This is a genomic window from Janthinobacterium sp. SUN211 (assembly GCF_030587315.1).
Taxonomy (GTDB): Bacteria; Pseudomonadota; Gammaproteobacteria; order Burkholderiales; family Burkholderiaceae_D; genus Janthinobacterium; species Janthinobacterium kumbetense.
Genome location: NZ_JAPWIC010000004.1, coordinates 294,173 through 310,886 on the forward strand (window position 1 = coordinate 294,173; position 16,714 = coordinate 310,886).

Here is a 16,714-nt window from a genome sequence, read left to right on the forward strand (position 1 = left end):
TTAGGCAGCTATTGAGCAATTTGCAATTTCAATAGTCCTTGTGCAACTGAGTACAGCCACCACCACACAGGCGGCACCCGATTCCTCTTCCTGATGCGGATGGCGATGTCTTCTACTGCCGGCGAACACCCCTTAGCTGCTGAAAAAAGACCGCTGTGGCTGTTCGGCTTTGTCGTGTCGACAATGGTGGGCCTGCTGTTCTACATGGCCGCTTCGCTGTCGATCGAAAGCGATGCCAGCGAACAATTCAACAATCTGGCGCGCAACACCCAGAAAAACATCGAATCGCGCACCAAGTCGTATGCCAACCTGCTGCGCGGCACGGCCAGCCTGTTCCAGGCCAACGAACACGTGAGCCGCGAGCAATTCCACCGCTACGTGGCTAACATCGCCCTGCAACAGAACTATCCGGGCGTGATGAATCTCAATTACAGCCAGGAACTCGACGAGACGCAGCGCCCCGCTTATGAAACGGTCATGCGGCGCGACTATCCGCCCGGGCGCGACGGCTATCCGGCGTTTGCCATCCATCCGCCCGGCCCGCGCGCCCAGTATTCCGTGCTCGTATACATCGAGCCGATCGCCAGCGCCCCGGAAAAGTATGGCTACGACATCGCCTCGCGCCCGCAGATCGCCGAAGCGCTGGCGCAGTCGCGCGATTCCGGCCACATCAGCAATTCCGGCGTGCCCGTGCCGATGGACGGCCGTCCCCAGTTGACGGGCATGGCCATGCGCCTGCCCGTGTACCGTTTCGGCATGCCCGTCGAGACGGTGGAGCAGAGGCGCGCCGCTTACCAGGGTTCCGTCGGCATCGGCTACGACCTGGTGACGATGATGCGCAGCGCGCTGGCCGACATGCCGGTACGCAACGTCCGCCTGACCCTGTTCGATATCGGCCCGCAGGCGCTGCAACAGCGGGACGTGCCGCTGCAGTTGCCGCACGACATGCGCCCCATCTTCGACAGCACGGCGGCGGGCATGCATGCGCCATGGTGGCAGCCCGGCAGTTCGGGCCGCTACCTGAGCAGCACGCTGCTGATCGAGCACAATGGCCGCGCCTGGCAAGCGCTGTTCAGCGTGCGCAAGAGCGACCTGTATTCGCGCTTCGACGCCTTCCTGCCGTGGCTGGCCCTGCTGATCGGCTTTGCCAGCACCATGCTGCTGTATGTACTGTTCCATACCCTGGCGTCGTCGCGCCGGCGCGCCATCCAGATGGCGACGGGCATGACGGAGGAATTGCGCGCCAGCCAGATCCGATTGCAGCTGTCGCACCAGAAACTGCGCCGCCTGGCCGCGCATGCCGACCAGATCAAGGAAGAAGAGCGCAAGCGCATCGCGCGCGAAATTCACGACGACCTGGGACAGAATCTGCTCGTCCTGCGCATCGACGCCGACATGCTGGCCTCGCGCACGCAGCGCCGCCACCCGCGCCTGAATGCCCGCGCCCGTTCGACCCTGGAGCAGATCGACGCCACCATCAAGAGCGTGCGGCAGATCATCAACGACTTGCGCCCTACCGTGCTGGACCTGGGCGTGAATGCGGCCGTCGAATGGCAGGTGGCGCAATTTCGCCAGCGCACGGGCATCGCCTGCGAAGTGAGCGAAAGCCATGACGACATTTGCCTCAGCGACCAATGCGCGACGGCCCTGTTCCGCATCCTGCAAGAGTCGCTCAGCAATATTTCCCAGCATGCGAATGCCAGCCGCGTGCAAGTCAAGCTGGAAAAGTGCCGCGATACGGTGTCGATGAGCGTCAGCGACAACGGCGTGGGTGCGGCCATCGACGGGCGCAACAAGCTCGGTTCGTTTGGCCTGGTGGGGATAGAGGAACGCATCAAGTTGCTGGGTGGAACTTTTTACATCGAAAGCAGCCCCGGCGCCGGCATGAGCGTGCACGTCAGCGTGCCGCTGGGCGCGGACGCCACCGCGTTTCCCTACGAGGAAGAAAGCCGGGCCAGCGGCTGACCGGCACGCGCCCCGCATGAAACAAGCTCAGCTTGCATATTTCGTAATTAGATGCAATATTGATGTAGAACAACTTAGCGCCTGCCCGCCATGGGCAAGGCATTCCTCGACTACTTGCCAGGAGTACACACCCGCCGCTTTCCCTTGTTTCACCGTATTTCCCACAACGCTCTTTACCAAAGGACATTCATGGATACGAACGACAGTTTCAAGGCTATTGCCGATTTGAATTTGGACGCGATCAAGGTCAAACTGATGCACCGGGAGTCAGGCGAAGGATGGAGTCTGGAGAAGGCCAACGCGGTGGAATTCGAATACCGCCGCTTCCTGATCCTGATGAAACAGTTTCCGCAAGAAGAGACGGCGCCCTTGATGGACGTCGATACCTTCTGGCACTACCACATCCTCGACACCCTGAAATATGCGGCCGACTGCGAACAGGTGTTCGGCTACTTCCTCCATCACTTCCCCTACATCGGCTTGCGTGGCGAAGACGACGAAGCGGCGCACCATCGCGTGGGCGAGCGCATGAAGCAGTTGTATGAACAAACGTTCGGGGAAGATTATATCCGCGCTGAAACCGCGTATTCGGGGCGCGCCGTACAGGCGGCGTATTCGGGACGTGCGGTGCAGGAGACGGCTTACTCGGGCCGCGCCGTGCAAACGGCGTTTTCCAGTGCGGCGGTGCAAGCGACGGCTTACTCGGGCCGGGCCGTGCAAACGGCGTTTTCCAGTGCGGCAGTACAGGCGACGGCGTATTCGGGCCGCGCGACCGGGGCTGCCAACACCGCATTTTCCAGCGCCCCTGCCTCACTGGCCGCAGCGGTGGTCAAGTCGTCCTCGACTGGCCTGGAAATGGGGCGCTTCTATGTCGATCGTCCGGTGCTGAACCGCGACCCGCAATAGAAAAGCGGAAAACAGATGTGGCTGCCGCACGCGGCAAGCCTGACGTACCCAGACGGCACCTCTCAGTTTGCCGTCTGTCAGGCGCTCTTAGGCAGCCATCAACTCGCGCAGTTCACGAATGCTGAAATCGCTGATTTCATGCATGCGGATGAGGATCGTGGCGCCGATCGGCAAGGTGTTGTGACGAATCTTGCTGATGACCGGTGGCGCCACTTCCAGGGCTCGCGACAAGGCGGCATCGTTTTTCAGTTGCAGCTTGTCGATGATCGCATCGAGGACGCGATTCGGGTTGTAGGTAGGCAAAGAGGTAATTTGTTTGAGAGACATGATCGAAAATCCGTACTTGTTGTATTAGAGCAAAAAGAAACCGAATGTCTCTTCTGCAATAATTCAGGGTAAACACACTAAAAAGCGCCATCACTTATGCGGCTTTTACGCCGCAAACAATATAATACACGCTATTGTTGATTTTTGCGTAACTTAACGCAAAATTGTGATAATTGAAGAGAATTGACGCACTTGGAATGTGCTAGAGGATAACTCAAATTGGAAAAATTTGCTGCAAGTCATCAATTTTTACGATGAGCAACACCGCTATGCATGAGCCAAGCTATGGCCATGAGGGCGCTCAGGCGCGCCATTTCGGCAGATAAATGCCAGCCTTGCGCGGCCACGCCGGCCGGGGTGGCAAGCGGGCACGTGCCAGGAACGGCATCCACGCGGCACCAGGCCAGTTGCCGGCGGATTTCATCGGGCGGCGGCGGCGGCTGCAGCGCACGTTCGCGACGGCGCATGTAAGCGCGTACCTGTTCCTTGCTGGGGTGACTCGTAGCTCGCATGGCTCGCTCCTGCTGACGGGAAACAGCGTCACGCTATGCAGAGCCCGCCACAAGAGCCCAGACGCGTGACGACATTGCTCACCATATCGCCAGCGCGCCATAACGCGTTTGCGCTGCGTCAAAGGTCACGGCCCCGGTGTTGCGCCGAGACCCGTACTGCGCCATGGCCCCAGCGGCCAGGCCCATATTCTTATTTCTTTTGCTGGCGCACGCGCTGCTGCTGCTTTTCCTGCGTTTGCTGGCGATTCTGCTTGCGCTCGAACAAGGTGACCGCATCTTTCTTGGCTTGTTCGACGGTACGCATTTCCTCATGCGCATCGTGCGGGACAAAAAATTCGGCGTCCTGCGCGGCCACGACGAGCTTGATGGCGGCCTCGTCGTCGAGGTCGTACAGTTCCGTCAGGACGGTGGTGACCTCGTCCAGGTATTCTTCGTAAGTGAGGGTGCTCATGCTGTAGTCCTTAAGTGAGTGGCGCAGCGCGGGAACGGCGCGCTGCGCGCCGGCCCAGCAAAGTGCGCAGATAACCGGCCATTTTACCCGATGCCGGCGCCATCGGCTGCCATCGCCTGCAAGGCATCGGCCACGCGCGCGTAGCGCAGGCGCACGCCCAGCTCGCGCTTGAGGCGGGTATTGTGCAGGCGGCGCGATTCGGACATGAACGACAGCAGCATCGGCGTGACCACTTGCCGCAGCTCGGCCCGCGGCAGGCGCGGCGGGCGCGGCAAGCCAAACGTATCGGCCACGGCATCGAAATACTCGGCCATCCTGAGTTCGCTGTCATCGCTAGCGTGATACACGCGTCCCGGCTTGCCCCGCCACAGGGCCCGTTCGATGACGCGCGCCAGGTCATCGGCATGGATATGGTTGGTGTACACATCGTCGCTGGCTTCCAGGGCTGGCGTGCCTTCGCGCAAGCGCTTCAGCGGCAGGCGGTCTTGCGCATAAATGCCCGGCACGCGCAGGATGGCCACGCTGGCGCCGCGGCGCGCGCCCCAGCCGCGCAAGACCTGTTCGGCGTCCACGCGCCGCTTCGCGCGCGCATTCGCCGGCGCCGTCGGCCGCGTCTCATCGACCCAGGCGCCGCCGCAATCGCCATACACGCCGCTGGTGCTCACATACACCATGCGTGCATGCTCGGGTAAAATGGCGACCAGATTGCGCGTGCGCCGGTCCAGCAAGCCCGACGACATGGGCGGCGCCAGGTGCACGACCATCGTCGCCAGTCCCGCCAGCCGTTTCAGGCTGGCGCGCTCGTCGAGGTTGGCCACGATGGGCACGGCGCCGGCCGCCCGCAACTGTGCGCAGCGCGCTGGCTGGCTGGTGACGGCAAAGACGCGAAAGCGCGCGCGCAGCAGGGGCAGCAGCCGCATGCCGACGTCGCCGCAGCCCAGGATCAGCAAGCGCGGCAAGCCTGACGGCTTGCGCAAAGAGTGCATTAACATATTTTTCATCTCAAGGATTGTATGACTTTTCAAATTACTGTTCAGCCCAGCGGCCACCAATTCAGCTGCGAAGCGGACGAAACCGTCCTGTCGGCGGCGATACGCGCCGGCGTCGGCCTGCCGTACAGCTGCAAAAGCGGCGCCTGCAGCTCGTGCAAGGGCAAGATCGTGTCCGGCAGCGTACAGCATAAGCCATACCAGGCCCGCTCCCTGACGGAAGATGAAGCGGCGGCCGGCTACTCGCTGCTGTGCTGCGCCGTGCCCCAGGGCGACCTGGTGGTGCAGGCGCGCGAAGTGGCGGGCAGTAGCGACTACCCGATCAAGAAAATGCCGTCGCGCGTGACCACCATCGAAAAAGTCGCGCCCGACGTCGTCGTGCTGACCCTGCAATTGCCAGCCAGCGAGCGCCTGCACTACCGCGCCGGACAGTATATCGAAATCATGCTGCGCGACAACAAACGCCGCAGCTACAGCATGGCCAGCGCGCCCGTCGAAGGCGGCCCCGTGAGCCTGCACGTCCGCCACATGCCGGGCGGCCTGTTCACCGACCAGGTGTTCGGCAGCATGAAGGAGCGCGACATCCTGCGCTTCGAAGGCCCGATGGGCACCTTCTTCCTGCGCGAAGATTCCGACAAGCCCGTCGTGCTGCTGGCCTCGGGCACGGGCTTCGCCCCCTTGAAAGCCATCGTCGAGCACATGATCAACGAGCAGTCGCCGCGTCCGATCACCCTGTACTGGGGCGGCCGCCGTCCGCACGACCTGTACATGGATGCCCTGTGCCGCCAGTGGGCCGCCGACTTGCCGCAGTTCACCTATGTGCCCGTCGTGTCGGACGCGCTGCCGGAAGACGCGTGGCAAGGCCGCACGGGCTTCGTGCACCAGGCCGTCATCGCCGACTTGCCGGACATGTCCGCGTATCAAGTGTATGCCTGCGGCGCACCGATCGTCGTCGAGTCAGCCAACCGCGATTTCGTGCAATTGTGTCAATTGCCGGCCGACGAATTCTACGCGGACGCCTTCACCACGGAAGCCGACCTGGCCAAGTAAGCATCCAGACAGCGGGGTGCTGCTGGCGCGGCATCCGCTGCCGCCACCGCTCCACCCCGCTGTTTCCTGGAAATTTCATGTCTCTCGCCTCTGCCGGCAACGGCTTCAGTATCCTGCGTCACCGCAACTTCGCCTGTTATCTTTCCGCCCGCGTGCTGGGCACGGTGGCCGTGCAGATGCAAAGCGTGGCCATCGGCTGGCAGGTGTACCAGATCACGGGCAGCCTGTTCGACCTGGGCTTGATCGGCCTGGCGCAATTCGCGCCCTTCCTCGTGCTCATCTTGCCGGCCGGCCACGTGGCCGACCGCTACAACCGCCGCAACATCATCGCGTGGTGCCTGGCGGCGCAACTGGCGTGCGCGCTGGCCCTGCTGGCGTTTACGTTAAGCAATATTTCCATCGTCTGGCCCGTGTTTGCCGTGCTGGTGCTGTTCGGCAGCGCGCGCGCCTTCATGATGCCGGCCACGCAAGCCGTGCTGGTCAACATGGTGCCCACGCAACACTTCAGCCGCGCCGTCGCGCTCAGTTCATCCAGTTCCCACGTGGCCATCATCCTGGGGCCGACTTTGGGCGGCTTGCTGTACTACTTCGGCCCCAAGGTCGTGTATCTGATCTCGTCCGCGCTGCTGGTCGTGTCCGTCCTGCTGATGCGCGCCACCACCCCGGCGCCGCAAGTGGTGAAACGCGAACCCGTCAGCTGGCATACCCTGCTCGAAGGCTTGCGCTTCGTCTGGTCGAAGCCCATCGTGCTGGGCGCCATTTCGCTCGACCTGTTTGCCGTGCTGTTCGGCGGCGCCACGGCCCTGCTGCCGGCGCTGGCGCATGACGTGCTGCATGCCGGACCCAGCGGCCTGGGCCTGCTGCGCACGGCGCCGGGCGCGGGCGCCGCCCTGTGCTCGATCGCGCTGGCCATGTTTCCCATCACGCGCCGCGTGGGCGCGTGGATGTTCGGCGGCGTGGCCGTCTTCGGCCTGGGCACCCTGGTGCTGGGCAGCACCAGCTATTTCCCGCTGGCGCTGGCGGCGCTGTTCCTGATGGGCGCCGGCGACATGGTCAGCGTCTACATCCGCCATTTGCTGGTGCAGTTCGAGACGCCGGACGAGATCCGCGGCCGGGTCAGCGCCGTGAACGCCGTCTTCATCGGCGCCTCGAACGAGCTGGGCGAATTCGAATCGGGCTTGACGGCCGGCTGGTTCGGCCTCGTGCGCGCCGTGCTCTTCGGCGGCGCCGCCACCCTGGCCGTGACGGGTATCTGGGCCGTGCTGTTCCCCGTGCTGTCGCGCATGGACCGCTTTCCCCACCACGAGAAGGAAGCGGCCGCCAGGACGGCCACCACGGCAAGCGCATAAGGTCTAAGATGCGCTATCGCCACTGACGAATCCGCACCATGAAAATCACGCTTCCATTCCACGGCTTCATCCGCAGCCGCCCCCACCTGAGCATGGCCACGGCCATCGGCGTGGCGGCCGGCCTGCTGCTGCCCGCATCCTGGCAACAGATGACGCGCCTGCTGACGGCGTGGAATGTCGCCGTCTGGTTCTACCTGGCAACGATGGCCTGGATGATGATGCGTGCCAACCACCACAAGGTCAAAGCCATGGCGGCGCGCCAGGATGAGCGGGCGGCAACCGTCCTGTCGGCCCTGTCCGTCGCATCCGTGATGAGCCTGGTAGCCATTGTCTCGCAGCTATCCTCGATGAAAGACATGGCGCCGGACGAGCGCGCGCTGCATTACGGCCTGACGATCCTCACCCTGGTCGGTTCCTGGTTCCTCGTCGGCACCCTGTTCTGCTTCCACTATGCCCACCTGTACTACCAGGCCGATCCCGCGCTGCGCCCCCTGAAGTTTCCCGACGACGAGCAAAGCCCCGATTACTGGGATTTCCTGTATTTCGCCTTCACCATCGCCGTCGCCGTGCAAACGTCGGACGTTTCCGTGCAGACACGCATGATGCGGCAAATCGTGCTGGGACAATCCGTGCTGAGCTTTTTCTTCAACCTGGTCGTGCTGGGGCTGTCGATCAATATCGCGGCCGGTCTCATCAATGGCTGAGGGTAAATAATTTCGTAGTGGAAACTTGACCTGGCTGAAGGGTTAAGCTCATCTTAATCGTGCGCACCCTCTTGAAATACTGGAAAGAGGAGTAAGATAAGTCATGCACAGGGATCAAGTGCATGAGGCAAGAACCAGGCGCCGACGCGCCCTGGCAGCGGATTTGACCACTGCCAAGCAAGGCGCCTGAGATGGGTTTTTTTTGAATTGACAGGAGTAAGCATATGCAAATCAATATTCATACCGACAGCACCATCGCCAACACCGCTGGACTGAACGAACATGTGCAATCCGTACTTGAAAGCGCACTGAACCGCTTCCGCGACAACCTGACCCGCATCGAAGTCCACATCAGCGACACGAATGGCCCGAAAGGCGGCGCCGACGATATCCGCTGCGTCATGGAAGCACGCGTTGCCGGCTATCAACCGATCGCCGTGACCGAACAGAACGCCACCGTGCATCAATCCGTTGCCGGCGCCACCGATAAACTGAAACGCGCCATCGATAGCGCCCTGGGCCGCCTGCAAGACAGCAAGCGCCACGCCACCGGCAAGAATGCCGTGATCGATACGGCCGAAGCGGAAGAAACCGCCGAGTAATCCCCACCCGCAGGATTTTCAGAGACTGAGGCAGCCGTTCAAGGCTGCCTTTGCACATCCGGCCCGCCTTTCGCGCGCGGCAACATCCATAACAAAACCGCAAGCATTCCTGCGTATTGACGCGGCAATGAAATAATTGTCGTATTTCTCACAGTAAGTGACCTCAAGCAAGCCTTTGGCGTTACAGCCAAGGCCGCTTTACGCTATCATGAAGCTACCGGCCCCCTGCTCGCGCGCCGGCTTTTTGAAAGTGTGATTGTGGAACAGATCGGCAACTTCGGCGCTTCAGGCTGCAACATCGGCGATTTACAGCTATTTCGCGATGGGGCGGATAGCCAGACGGCCGCCATGCTGGCGCCCTGCCCCGTGATGCGCCTGGAAGCGGGCGAAGCCATTGCCGACACGCAAGGCGCCAGCCTGTACATCGTCCTGCGCGGCTCGCTGGCCGTGGCCGCCGACACCCACACGGGCATGGACGATGGCACCGTCAGCAAGGTCTTGCCCGGCGAAAGCGTGGGCGAACAATCGGTGCTCGATGAAGCGAGCAACCTGGCCGCCATTTCCGCCCTGGAAGAAACCGACTTGCTGGTGATCGACGCGGCCATCGTATGGGAATTGATCGAGCAGTCGAACGGCCTGGCGCGCAACCTGCTGCGGCTGCTGTCCTTCCGCATCCGCGCCGCCAATGCCCTGCTGCGCCGGCGCCAGAAACTGGGCGAATTCTACCGCCAGCTGTCGATGGTCGACAGCCTGACGGGCTTGTACAACCGCGCCTGGCTGACGGATTTACTGCCCAACATGATCGTCACGGCCCACGCCAGCGGCTCGCCCCTGTCGCTGGTGATGATAGACCTCGACCATTTCAAGCGCTTCAACGACACGCACGGCCACCAAGCGGGCGACCAGGCACTGCGCATCGCCGCGCAAGTGCTGGGCGCGGCCCTGCGGCCCACGGATTTTGCCGTGCGCTACGGTGGCGAGGAAATGATGGTGATCTTGCCCGACACCAACGAACACGTGGCCTTGCGGGTGGCCGAGCGCTTGTGCGAGCGCATGCAGCTCGCCGTCATCTTCGCTGACATGCGCAGCGCCTTGCCGCACATCACGGGTTCCTTCGGCGTGGCCAGCCTGGCGGCCGAACAGGACGACCATGCGCTGATCGCCGCGGCCGACGCGGCGCTGTATCGCGCGAAAGCCGGCGGCCGCAACCGGGTAAGCACCTGATAAAAAGCCCATGGCGTCGTTGCATTGCCTCGTCGTACATTCGTACTGCCTTCGGCAATGCGCCTAGCCCTGGACATTTTCTCAGGCGCTTCCGGGGTAATAATGATCAGGCGGCCTTGCTGTCGGCCGGCTTGGCGGCATCATCCTTCTTGCTGCTGTGCGCAGCGATGAAGTCGGCATAGCCCTTTTGCACCAGCTCGTACGTCTTGTCGATATTGCCGGCGATGTCGCCATTCAGCACTTTCAAGCCGCCCAGGATGTCGCGCGCTTCCTTAAAGCCTTTTTCCATGCCGCCGCTGATGGTGTCCATGAACTTGGTCAGGGCCGTATCGTCGTCCAGGCCGGGATTCTGTTTCTTGAAGGCATCAAAAAAACCTGTCGACAGCGATACAATGCGGTTCGCCGTCGCTTCGGCGCTGTTATCCTGCGAAGCCGCGTTCTGGATCGCGTCCTCGCCGTACTGGCCCTTCAGCGCTTCATTGATGTTGGTGATGGCCGTCTTGTACAGCAGCGCCAGCGGCTCGTTCTCGGAACCGATCGACACGTTCAGCGACGCCTGCATGATGGAAGCGTTCAATTGCAGCTTGGTGCGGTCATTCACGCTCATTTCAGCGTTGACGCCGTCCTTTTGCTGGACTTTATCGTCCTTGCCGGCAACGCCCGTACTGACGGAAGTCACGGAAGGGGTGGAATTGCCGCTTGCGGCGATGGGAATTGACACGATAGACCTCCTTGAACGGGCAATGTATGCCACCATGCGGGAAACGCGATGATGACCATCCTCTCGTGTAGTATCGGCAGGTTTTCAGAAAACTGTAGCAGCGGCCGCTTTTGGCGGCCCGGATAACCAATCAAGCAACGACCATCAATGACTAACCAGACCTTTCTTTGGCACGACTACGAAACCTTTGGCGCCCAGCCGCGCCGCGACCGCCCGGCCCAGTTCGCCGCCATCCGCACGGATGCCGACCTCAACGAGATCGGCGAACCCATCATGCTGTATTGTCAGCCTGCCAATGATTTCCTGCCCGACCCGCAATCGTGCCTGATCACGGGCATCACGCCGCAGCAGTGTCTGCAGCTGGGCGTGCCCGAACACCAGTTCGCCGCCACCATCGAAGCGGCCTTTTCGGAGCCGGGCACCATCGGCGTGGGCTACAACACCATCCGTTTCGACGATGAAGTCACGCGTTTCCTGTTCTGGCGCAACCTGATCGACCCGTATGCGCGCGAATGGAAGAACCATTGCGGCCGCTGGGACATCCTCGACGTGGTGCGCATGACGCACGCGCTGCGCCCGGAAGGCATCGCATGGCCGAAGCGCGACGATGGCCAGACCAGTTTTAAACTGGAACACTTGAGCAAGGCCAATGGCCTGGTCCACGAAGCGGCGCATGATGCACTGTCCGACGTGCGCGCCACCATCGCCCTGGCGCGCCTGATCAAGCAGAAACAGCCGAAACTGTTCGAATTCTGCCTGGCGCTGCACAAGAAGGACCGGGTCGCCAGCGAAATGGGCATGCACCTGGCCGCCGGCGAGCGCCAGCCTTTCCTGCACGTGTCGGGCATGTTCCCCGCCGAACGGGGTTGCCTGGGCGTCGTCTGGCCGCTGGCCACGCACCCGAGCAATAAAAATGAAATCCTCGTCTGGGATTGCGCCTATGACCCGCGCGAACTGTTTACCCTGGACGCCGACACCATCCGCACGCGCCTGTTCACGCGCAAGGACGCCATGCCGGAAGGCATGACGCGCCTGCCCGTGAAAAGCGTGCACCTGAACAAGTCGCCCATGCTGGTCGGCAATTTAAAAACGCTGTCGCCGGCCATGGCCGCGCAATGGGGCATCGATCTGGACGCGGCGAAGGTCAACGCGCAATTCGCCGCCGCGGCGCCGAACATGGATGCCGTCTGGGCCGAAGTGTTCCAGCGCCCGGGCGCGAATGCCGCGCTGGACGTGGATGAGGATTTGTACAATGGTTTCGTCAGCAACGATGACCGCCGCCTGCTCGAATCCTTGCGCCGCGACACGCCGGCCAAGCTGGCCACGGCCCGCCCCTCGTTTGCCGATGAGCGCCTGCAGGAACTGCTGTTCCGCTACCGCGCCCGCAATTTCCCGCAAACCCTGAGCGAAGCGGAAAGCTTGCGCTGGGAACAGCACCGCGCCGCCCGCCTGTTCGACGGCGACGCCGGCGCCCGCACCATCGAAATGCTGTTTACGGAAATCGACGTGCTGTCGGAATCCGTCGATGAGCGGGGCGAGGAAATTCTGGGAGAACTCTACGATTACGCGGAGATCGTTGCCCCGCAGCGTGACTAAATGCAAAATGCCGGGCTAGCCCGGCATTTTTTATGCATGCGACTTAAACCGAACGGTGCGCGTTGATGGCATCGCGCGTTTCAATGGCCACGCGGCGCGCCGCGTCGGCGAAGTCTTCGCCCGCCTGCGGCGTGGCGTAGATGATGGCGCGCGACGAGCTGATCATCATGCCCATGCCGTTCGCCGTCTGGCCCGCACCGACGGTGGCGGCGATGTCGCCGCCCTGGGCGCCGATGCCCGGCACCAGCAGCGGCATGTCGCCGACGATGGCGCGCACCTGCGCCAGTTCTTCAGGGAAGGTGGCGCCGACGACGAGCGCGCACTGGCCGTTTTTATTCCACTTTTCGGCCACCAGGCGCGCCACGCGCTGGTACAGCGGTTCGCCGTCCGTATTCAGGAATTGCAGGTCCGAGCCGCCCGGGTTCGACGTGCGGCACAGGATGATCACGCCGCGGTCTTTCCACGCCAGGTAGGGATCGAGCGAATCCTCGCCCATGTACGGGTTCACGGTGACGGCGTCGGCGCCGTAGCGCTCGAACGCTTCGCGCGCGTACTGCGTGGCTGTCGCGCCGATGTCGCCCCGTTTCGCGTCGAGGATCAGGGGGATGTGCGGATAATTCTCGCGCACGTAGCGGCAAATGTCTTCCAGCTGCTTTTCCGCGCCCAGCGCGGCAAAATACGCGATCTGCGGCTTGAAGGCGCAAGCCAGGTCGGCCGTGGCATCGATGATGCGCGTGCAAAAGGTGGTGATTCCATCAGGCAGGTCGCGCAGTTCGGCCGGCAGTTTCGCCAGGTCGGGGTCCAGGCCCACGCACAGCAGGGAATTATTGGCCGTCCACGCGGCGGATAATTTATTGATGAAATTCACGGCACACCTTCTCTATATTCAGTTGCAAACCCCGTATTGTAACGCGGCGCAGGCTTGCCACGGCGTCACAAGGCGGTCGGGGCCGGCGGCCGGCGCTTATTAAACCGACATTACGGGCCGTTTCAGGTATATTTGCCTCACCTCCCTTACTCTGCACGGAACCCATCATGCAAATCACCAATCAATTCACCAAATGGCTGCGCCTGGCGCTGAGCGTCACCGTCCTGGCCGGCATCCTGACGGGCTGCGGCTACAACGACTTCCAGAGCAAGGATGAAGCCACCAAGGCCGCCTGGGGCGAAGTGGTCAACCAGTACCAGCGCCGCGCCGACCTGATCCCCAACCTGGTCAATACCGTCAAGGGCTATGCCACGCACGAGCGCGAAACGCTGGAAGCGGTGACCAAGGCGCGCGCCGCCGCCACCAGTTTCCAGATCACGCCAGAAGTGCTGAACGACCCGGCCGCGTTCGAAAAATTCCAGCAAGTGCAGGGCCAGCTGTCGTCGGCCCTGTCGCGCCTGATGGTGGTGTCCGAGAAATACCCGGACTTGAAAGCCGACACCAGCTTCCGCGACTTGCAGTCGCAGCTGGAAGGCACGGAAAACCGCATCACCGTGGCGCGCCAGCGTTACATCGTCGCCGTGCAGGATTACAACGTGCATGCGCGCAGCTTCCCGAACAACCTGACGGCCATGGTCTTCGGCTACAAGGTCAAGCCATCGTTCACGGTGGAAAATGAAAAAGCCATCTCGACCGCACCGACCGTCAACTTTGGCAAATAAGATGAAAGCCTGGTCCTATCTCGCGGCGCTGGCGACGGCGCTGCTGCTGTGGACGATGCCGCCAGCCGGCGCACAGGGCTTGCAGCCCGTGCCGCCGCTGGCCGCACGCGTGACGGACAACGCCGGCATGCTGGACGCCAAGCAAAAGGCGGCGCTGGAAGGCGTGCTGGCCGATTACGAAGCCAAGACGGGCAGCCAGATCGCCGTGCTGCTGGTCAAGAGCACGGAACCGGAAGCCATCGAGCAATACAGCATCCGCGTGACGGATGCCTGGAAGCTGGGCCGCAAGGGCGTCGATGACGGCGTGCTGCTGATGGTGGCGAAGGACAACCCCTCGTCCCTGCGCCGCCTGCGCATCGAGGCGGGCCGCGGCGTGCAGGGCGTGCTGACGGATGCGCAATCGAAACGCATCCTGCAAGACGTGATCGCCCCCCATTTCAAGCAAAACGATTATTACGGCGGCCTGGTGGCCGGCGTGGGGTCGATTGCCACCCTGCTGAACCAGGAGCAATTCCCCGCTGCGGCGCAGCAGAAGGCGCCAGCCACCGTGGAAGCGGGCGGCATGACCTTTTGGCTGCCGCTGCTGTTCTTCGGCTTCCTCGTCGTGCTGACCCTGTTCCGCTCGCGCGGCGGACCGACGCGCCTGCAGCGCGGCAGCAACTGGTCCAGCGGCGCCACGGGCGTCGTGCTGGGCAGCATCCTCAGCCAGGCGCTGAACAACCGCGGCGGCGGCGGCTTCGGCGGCGGCGGTGGTGGTTTTGGCGGTGGCAGCAGTGGCGGCGGTGGTTTCGGTGGCGGCGGCGGCGGTTTTGACGGCGGCGGCGCCTCGGGAGATTGGTAATGACGAAACAACTGACATTCGGACAACGCTGCGGACGGGCATTGAAACATTTGCGGGGCACGCCAGCGACGGCGCGCCACGCCTTTCCGGAACGCACCCTGAAAGCCATCGAGACGGCCATCGCCGGCGGTGAAGCGATGCACCAGGCGGAAGTGCGCCTGATCGTCGAAGCGGCCCTGACGCCGGGCATGGCGTACCAGGGCGTGAGCAACCGCGAGCGGGCGCGCGAACTGTTCGCCCAGTATGGCGTGTGGGATACGGAAGACAACGTCGGCGTGCTGATCTATATCAACCTGGCCGAACACCAGGTCGATATCGTGGCCGACCGCAACGTGGGCCGCCGCGTCACGCCGGAACAGTGGCAAGCCGTGTGCCGCACCATGACCAAAGGGTTCAAGGATGGCAATTACCACGACAGCACCCTGGAAGCGCTGGCGCAGCTCAATACCCTGCTGCAAAGCCACTTCCCCGCCAACGGCACGCGCGGCAACCAGTTGCCGAACGAGCCCATCCTCCTCTGATTCCTGCCCAGGGATTAAAATCTGCCCATTGCCGCGCGGGCTGGTGTTCCTGGCAGCGCGGCCCCCATACCCCGCCGAGGAGCACACATGAAATTAGTCAATAAAACCGCCATCGTCACGGGCGCCACGCAAGGCATCGGCCTGGCTTGCGCCACCCGCCTGATCGCCGAAGGGGCGCAAGTGATGCTGGTCGACATCAAGGAAGAAGGCGCGCAAGCGGCCGCCGCCCTCGGCCCGCAGGCGCGCTTCTTTTGCGCCGACGTCAGCCAGAAGGCGGACGTGGACGCCATGCTGAAGGAAACCCTGGCGCAGTTCGGCCACATCGATATCCTCGTCAACAATGCGGGCGTCACGCACGCGGCCGATTTCCTCGACGTCTGCGAAGACGATTTCGACCGGGTCATGCGCATCAACCTGAAATCGATGTTCCTGTGCGGCCAGGCCGTGGCGCGCGAAATGGTCAAGCGCAACAGCGGCTGCATCATCAACATGTCCAGCGTGAACGCGGAACTGGCCATTCCGAACCAGGTGCCGTACGTGGTGTCGAAGGGCGCCATCAACCAGCTGACCAAGGTCATGGCCCTGAACCTGGCCTCGCACGGCGTGCGCGTCAACGGCATCGGGCCGGGCACCATCCTGACGGAACTGGCCAAGCAGGCGGTGCTGTCGAGTCCGGAAGCGCGCCACACGATTTTGTCGCGCACGCCGCTGGGCCGCTGCGGCGAACCGGAAGAAGTGGCCGGCATCGCCGCCTTCCTGGCCAGCGACGACGCCACCTACATGACGGGCCAGACCATCTATGTCGATGGCGGGCGCATGGCGCTCAATTACACGGTGGCCGTGAAGGAATGAAGGCAGGCGCGGCAAGTTATATCAAAAAAGAATAATGGTTATCCGAAAAGATCATTAGACACATATCGTGCAACGCAGCATAATGCACCTGTCTCCACTATTCTCCTCCAAGAAAATAGTTTTAAGCCCGCTTTCACCAGCGGGCTTTTTTTTCGCTATCAGTCTTGAAACATGGCTATTCTTGCCATGCTCCACACTCTTTCCGACAATTTGCGCTGCCGCAAAAAAATGTTGCGGCGTGTCATCAGGCCGTCATGTTCGCCCCCTATACTTGCTTCATCTGCTGTACAGGCAACCGATATGCCTGACTACAGACAGGTGTGCCGCGATGGCACACCACTCCCCTTTCATGACCGTGGCGGGCGCCCGCAAGGCGCGCGACATGGTAAGTACCGAGCAACTCTCAACTCTTGACCCATTTCATTTGGGTTTTTGGCCCGCGCCCCCGCGGGCC

At 62.4% G+C, this 16,714-nt stretch carries 18 protein-coding genes; 12 read left to right on the top strand and 6 right to left on the bottom strand.

The features are described from left to right. Positions 1 to 105: 105 nt before the first annotated feature. Positions 106 to 1,965, top strand: coding sequence for a CHASE domain-containing protein (locus O3301_RS16210; protein ID WP_305056866.1), 1,860 nt, complete (start codon positions 106 to 108; stop codon positions 1,963 to 1,965). Between the two features lie 189 nt (positions 1,966 to 2,154). Continuing rightward, positions 2,155 to 2,871 carry a hypothetical protein gene (locus tag O3301_RS16215; protein WP_099665221.1) on the top strand — a complete coding sequence of 239 codons (717 nt, stop codon included), beginning with the start codon at positions 2,155 to 2,157 and terminating at the stop codon, positions 2,869 to 2,871. An 87-nt stretch (positions 2,872 to 2,958) separates the two neighbouring features. Here the strand turns inward: O3301_RS16215 and O3301_RS16220 are convergent, their stop codons facing one another. The 4 genes from O3301_RS16220 to O3301_RS16235 form a co-directional block, all read right to left on the bottom strand. After that, the gene (locus tag O3301_RS16220) at positions 2,959 to 3,198 is read right to left on the bottom strand and encodes a hypothetical protein (RefSeq protein ID WP_029496207.1); all 240 of its coding nucleotides are present in this window, start codon (positions 3,196 to 3,198) and stop codon (positions 2,959 to 2,961) included. 242 nt (positions 3,199 to 3,440) lie between these two features. Then, the gene (locus O3301_RS16225; protein ID WP_305056867.1) at positions 3,441 to 3,710 is read right to left on the bottom strand and encodes a hypothetical protein; all 270 of its coding nucleotides are present in this window, start codon (positions 3,708 to 3,710) and stop codon (positions 3,441 to 3,443) included. Between the two features lie 190 nt (positions 3,711 to 3,900). Beyond that, the gene (locus O3301_RS16230) at positions 3,901 to 4,161 is read right to left on the bottom strand and encodes a hypothetical protein (RefSeq protein ID WP_034759943.1); all 261 of its coding nucleotides are present in this window, start codon (positions 4,159 to 4,161) and stop codon (positions 3,901 to 3,903) included. 83 nt (positions 4,162 to 4,244) lie between these two features. Next, positions 4,245 to 5,162, bottom strand: coding sequence for an SDR family oxidoreductase (locus tag O3301_RS16235; RefSeq protein WP_099665223.1), 918 nt, complete (start codon positions 5,160 to 5,162; stop codon positions 4,245 to 4,247). Between the two features lie 12 nt (positions 5,163 to 5,174). Here O3301_RS16235 and O3301_RS16240 point away from each other — a divergent pair, with 12 nt between their 5' ends. The 5 genes from O3301_RS16240 to O3301_RS16260 all read left to right on the top strand — a co-directional run bounded on the left by O3301_RS16240 (position 5,175) and on the right by O3301_RS16260 (position 10,079). Next, positions 5,175 to 6,200 (top strand): CDP-6-deoxy-delta-3,4-glucoseen reductase, encoded by a 1,026-nt coding sequence (locus O3301_RS16240; protein ID WP_251349880.1) that lies wholly within the window; start codon positions 5,175 to 5,177, stop codon positions 6,198 to 6,200. A gap of 77 nt (positions 6,201 to 6,277) precedes the next feature. Further along, the gene (locus O3301_RS16245; RefSeq protein WP_289913378.1) at positions 6,278 to 7,549 is read left to right on the top strand and encodes an MFS transporter; all 1,272 of its coding nucleotides are present in this window, start codon (positions 6,278 to 6,280) and stop codon (positions 7,547 to 7,549) included. 38 nt (positions 7,550 to 7,587) lie between these two features. Continuing rightward, positions 7,588 to 8,253, top strand: coding sequence for a DUF1345 domain-containing protein (locus O3301_RS16250; protein WP_099665226.1), 666 nt, complete (start codon positions 7,588 to 7,590; stop codon positions 8,251 to 8,253). A 224-nt stretch (positions 8,254 to 8,477) separates the two neighbouring features. Further along, the gene (locus O3301_RS16255; protein WP_034781728.1) at positions 8,478 to 8,855 is read left to right on the top strand and encodes an HPF/RaiA family ribosome-associated protein; all 378 of its coding nucleotides are present in this window, start codon (positions 8,478 to 8,480) and stop codon (positions 8,853 to 8,855) included. Positions 8,856 to 9,113: 258 nt separating this feature from the next. Next, on the top strand, positions 9,114 to 10,079 hold the full coding sequence (locus O3301_RS16260; RefSeq protein WP_092612043.1) for a GGDEF domain-containing protein: 966 nt from the start codon (positions 9,114 to 9,116) through the stop codon (positions 10,077 to 10,079). Positions 10,080 to 10,185: 106 nt separating this feature from the next. Here the strand turns inward: O3301_RS16260 and O3301_RS16265 are convergent, their stop codons facing one another. Then, positions 10,186 to 10,800 carry a DUF5610 domain-containing protein gene (locus tag O3301_RS16265; protein WP_289899920.1) on the bottom strand — a complete coding sequence of 205 codons (615 nt, stop codon included), beginning with the start codon at positions 10,798 to 10,800 and terminating at the stop codon, positions 10,186 to 10,188. A gap of 147 nt (positions 10,801 to 10,947) precedes the next feature. On the opposite strand from O3301_RS16265, the gene sbcB reads away from it, so the two are divergent. Next, entirely contained in the window at positions 10,948 to 12,396 is a 1,449-nt protein-coding gene (sbcB, locus tag O3301_RS16270; protein WP_305056868.1) for an exodeoxyribonuclease I, read from the top strand. Positions 12,397 to 12,439: 43 nt separating this feature from the next. Here sbcB and pyrF read toward each other — a convergent pair whose 3' ends face one another. Then, positions 12,440 to 13,264 (bottom strand): orotidine-5'-phosphate decarboxylase, encoded by an 825-nt coding sequence (pyrF, locus tag O3301_RS16275; RefSeq protein WP_077400487.1) that lies wholly within the window; start codon positions 13,262 to 13,264, stop codon positions 12,440 to 12,442. A gap of 167 nt (positions 13,265 to 13,431) precedes the next feature. Here pyrF and O3301_RS16280 point away from each other — a divergent pair, with 167 nt between their 5' ends. From O3301_RS16280 to O3301_RS16295, 4 genes are all read left to right on the top strand, one after another. Then, a complete protein-coding gene (locus tag O3301_RS16280) occupies positions 13,432 to 14,046 on the top strand; it encodes a LemA family protein (protein WP_034759964.1) in 615 nt (204 codons plus the stop codon). Position 14,047: 1 nt separating this feature from the next. After that, a complete protein-coding gene (locus O3301_RS16285) occupies positions 14,048 to 14,887 on the top strand; it encodes a YgcG family protein (RefSeq protein ID WP_251349874.1) in 840 nt (279 codons plus the stop codon). Continuing rightward, on the top strand, positions 14,887 to 15,408 hold the full coding sequence (locus O3301_RS16290; RefSeq protein WP_251349873.1) for a TPM domain-containing protein: 522 nt from the start codon (positions 14,887 to 14,889) through the stop codon (positions 15,406 to 15,408). Before O3301_RS16285 ends, O3301_RS16290 begins: the two co-directional genes overlap by 1 nt. A gap of 87 nt (positions 15,409 to 15,495) precedes the next feature. Continuing rightward, a complete protein-coding gene (locus tag O3301_RS16295; protein WP_099665232.1) occupies positions 15,496 to 16,260 on the top strand; it encodes an SDR family NAD(P)-dependent oxidoreductase in 765 nt (254 codons plus the stop codon). Positions 16,261 to 16,714 lie beyond the last annotated feature (454 nt).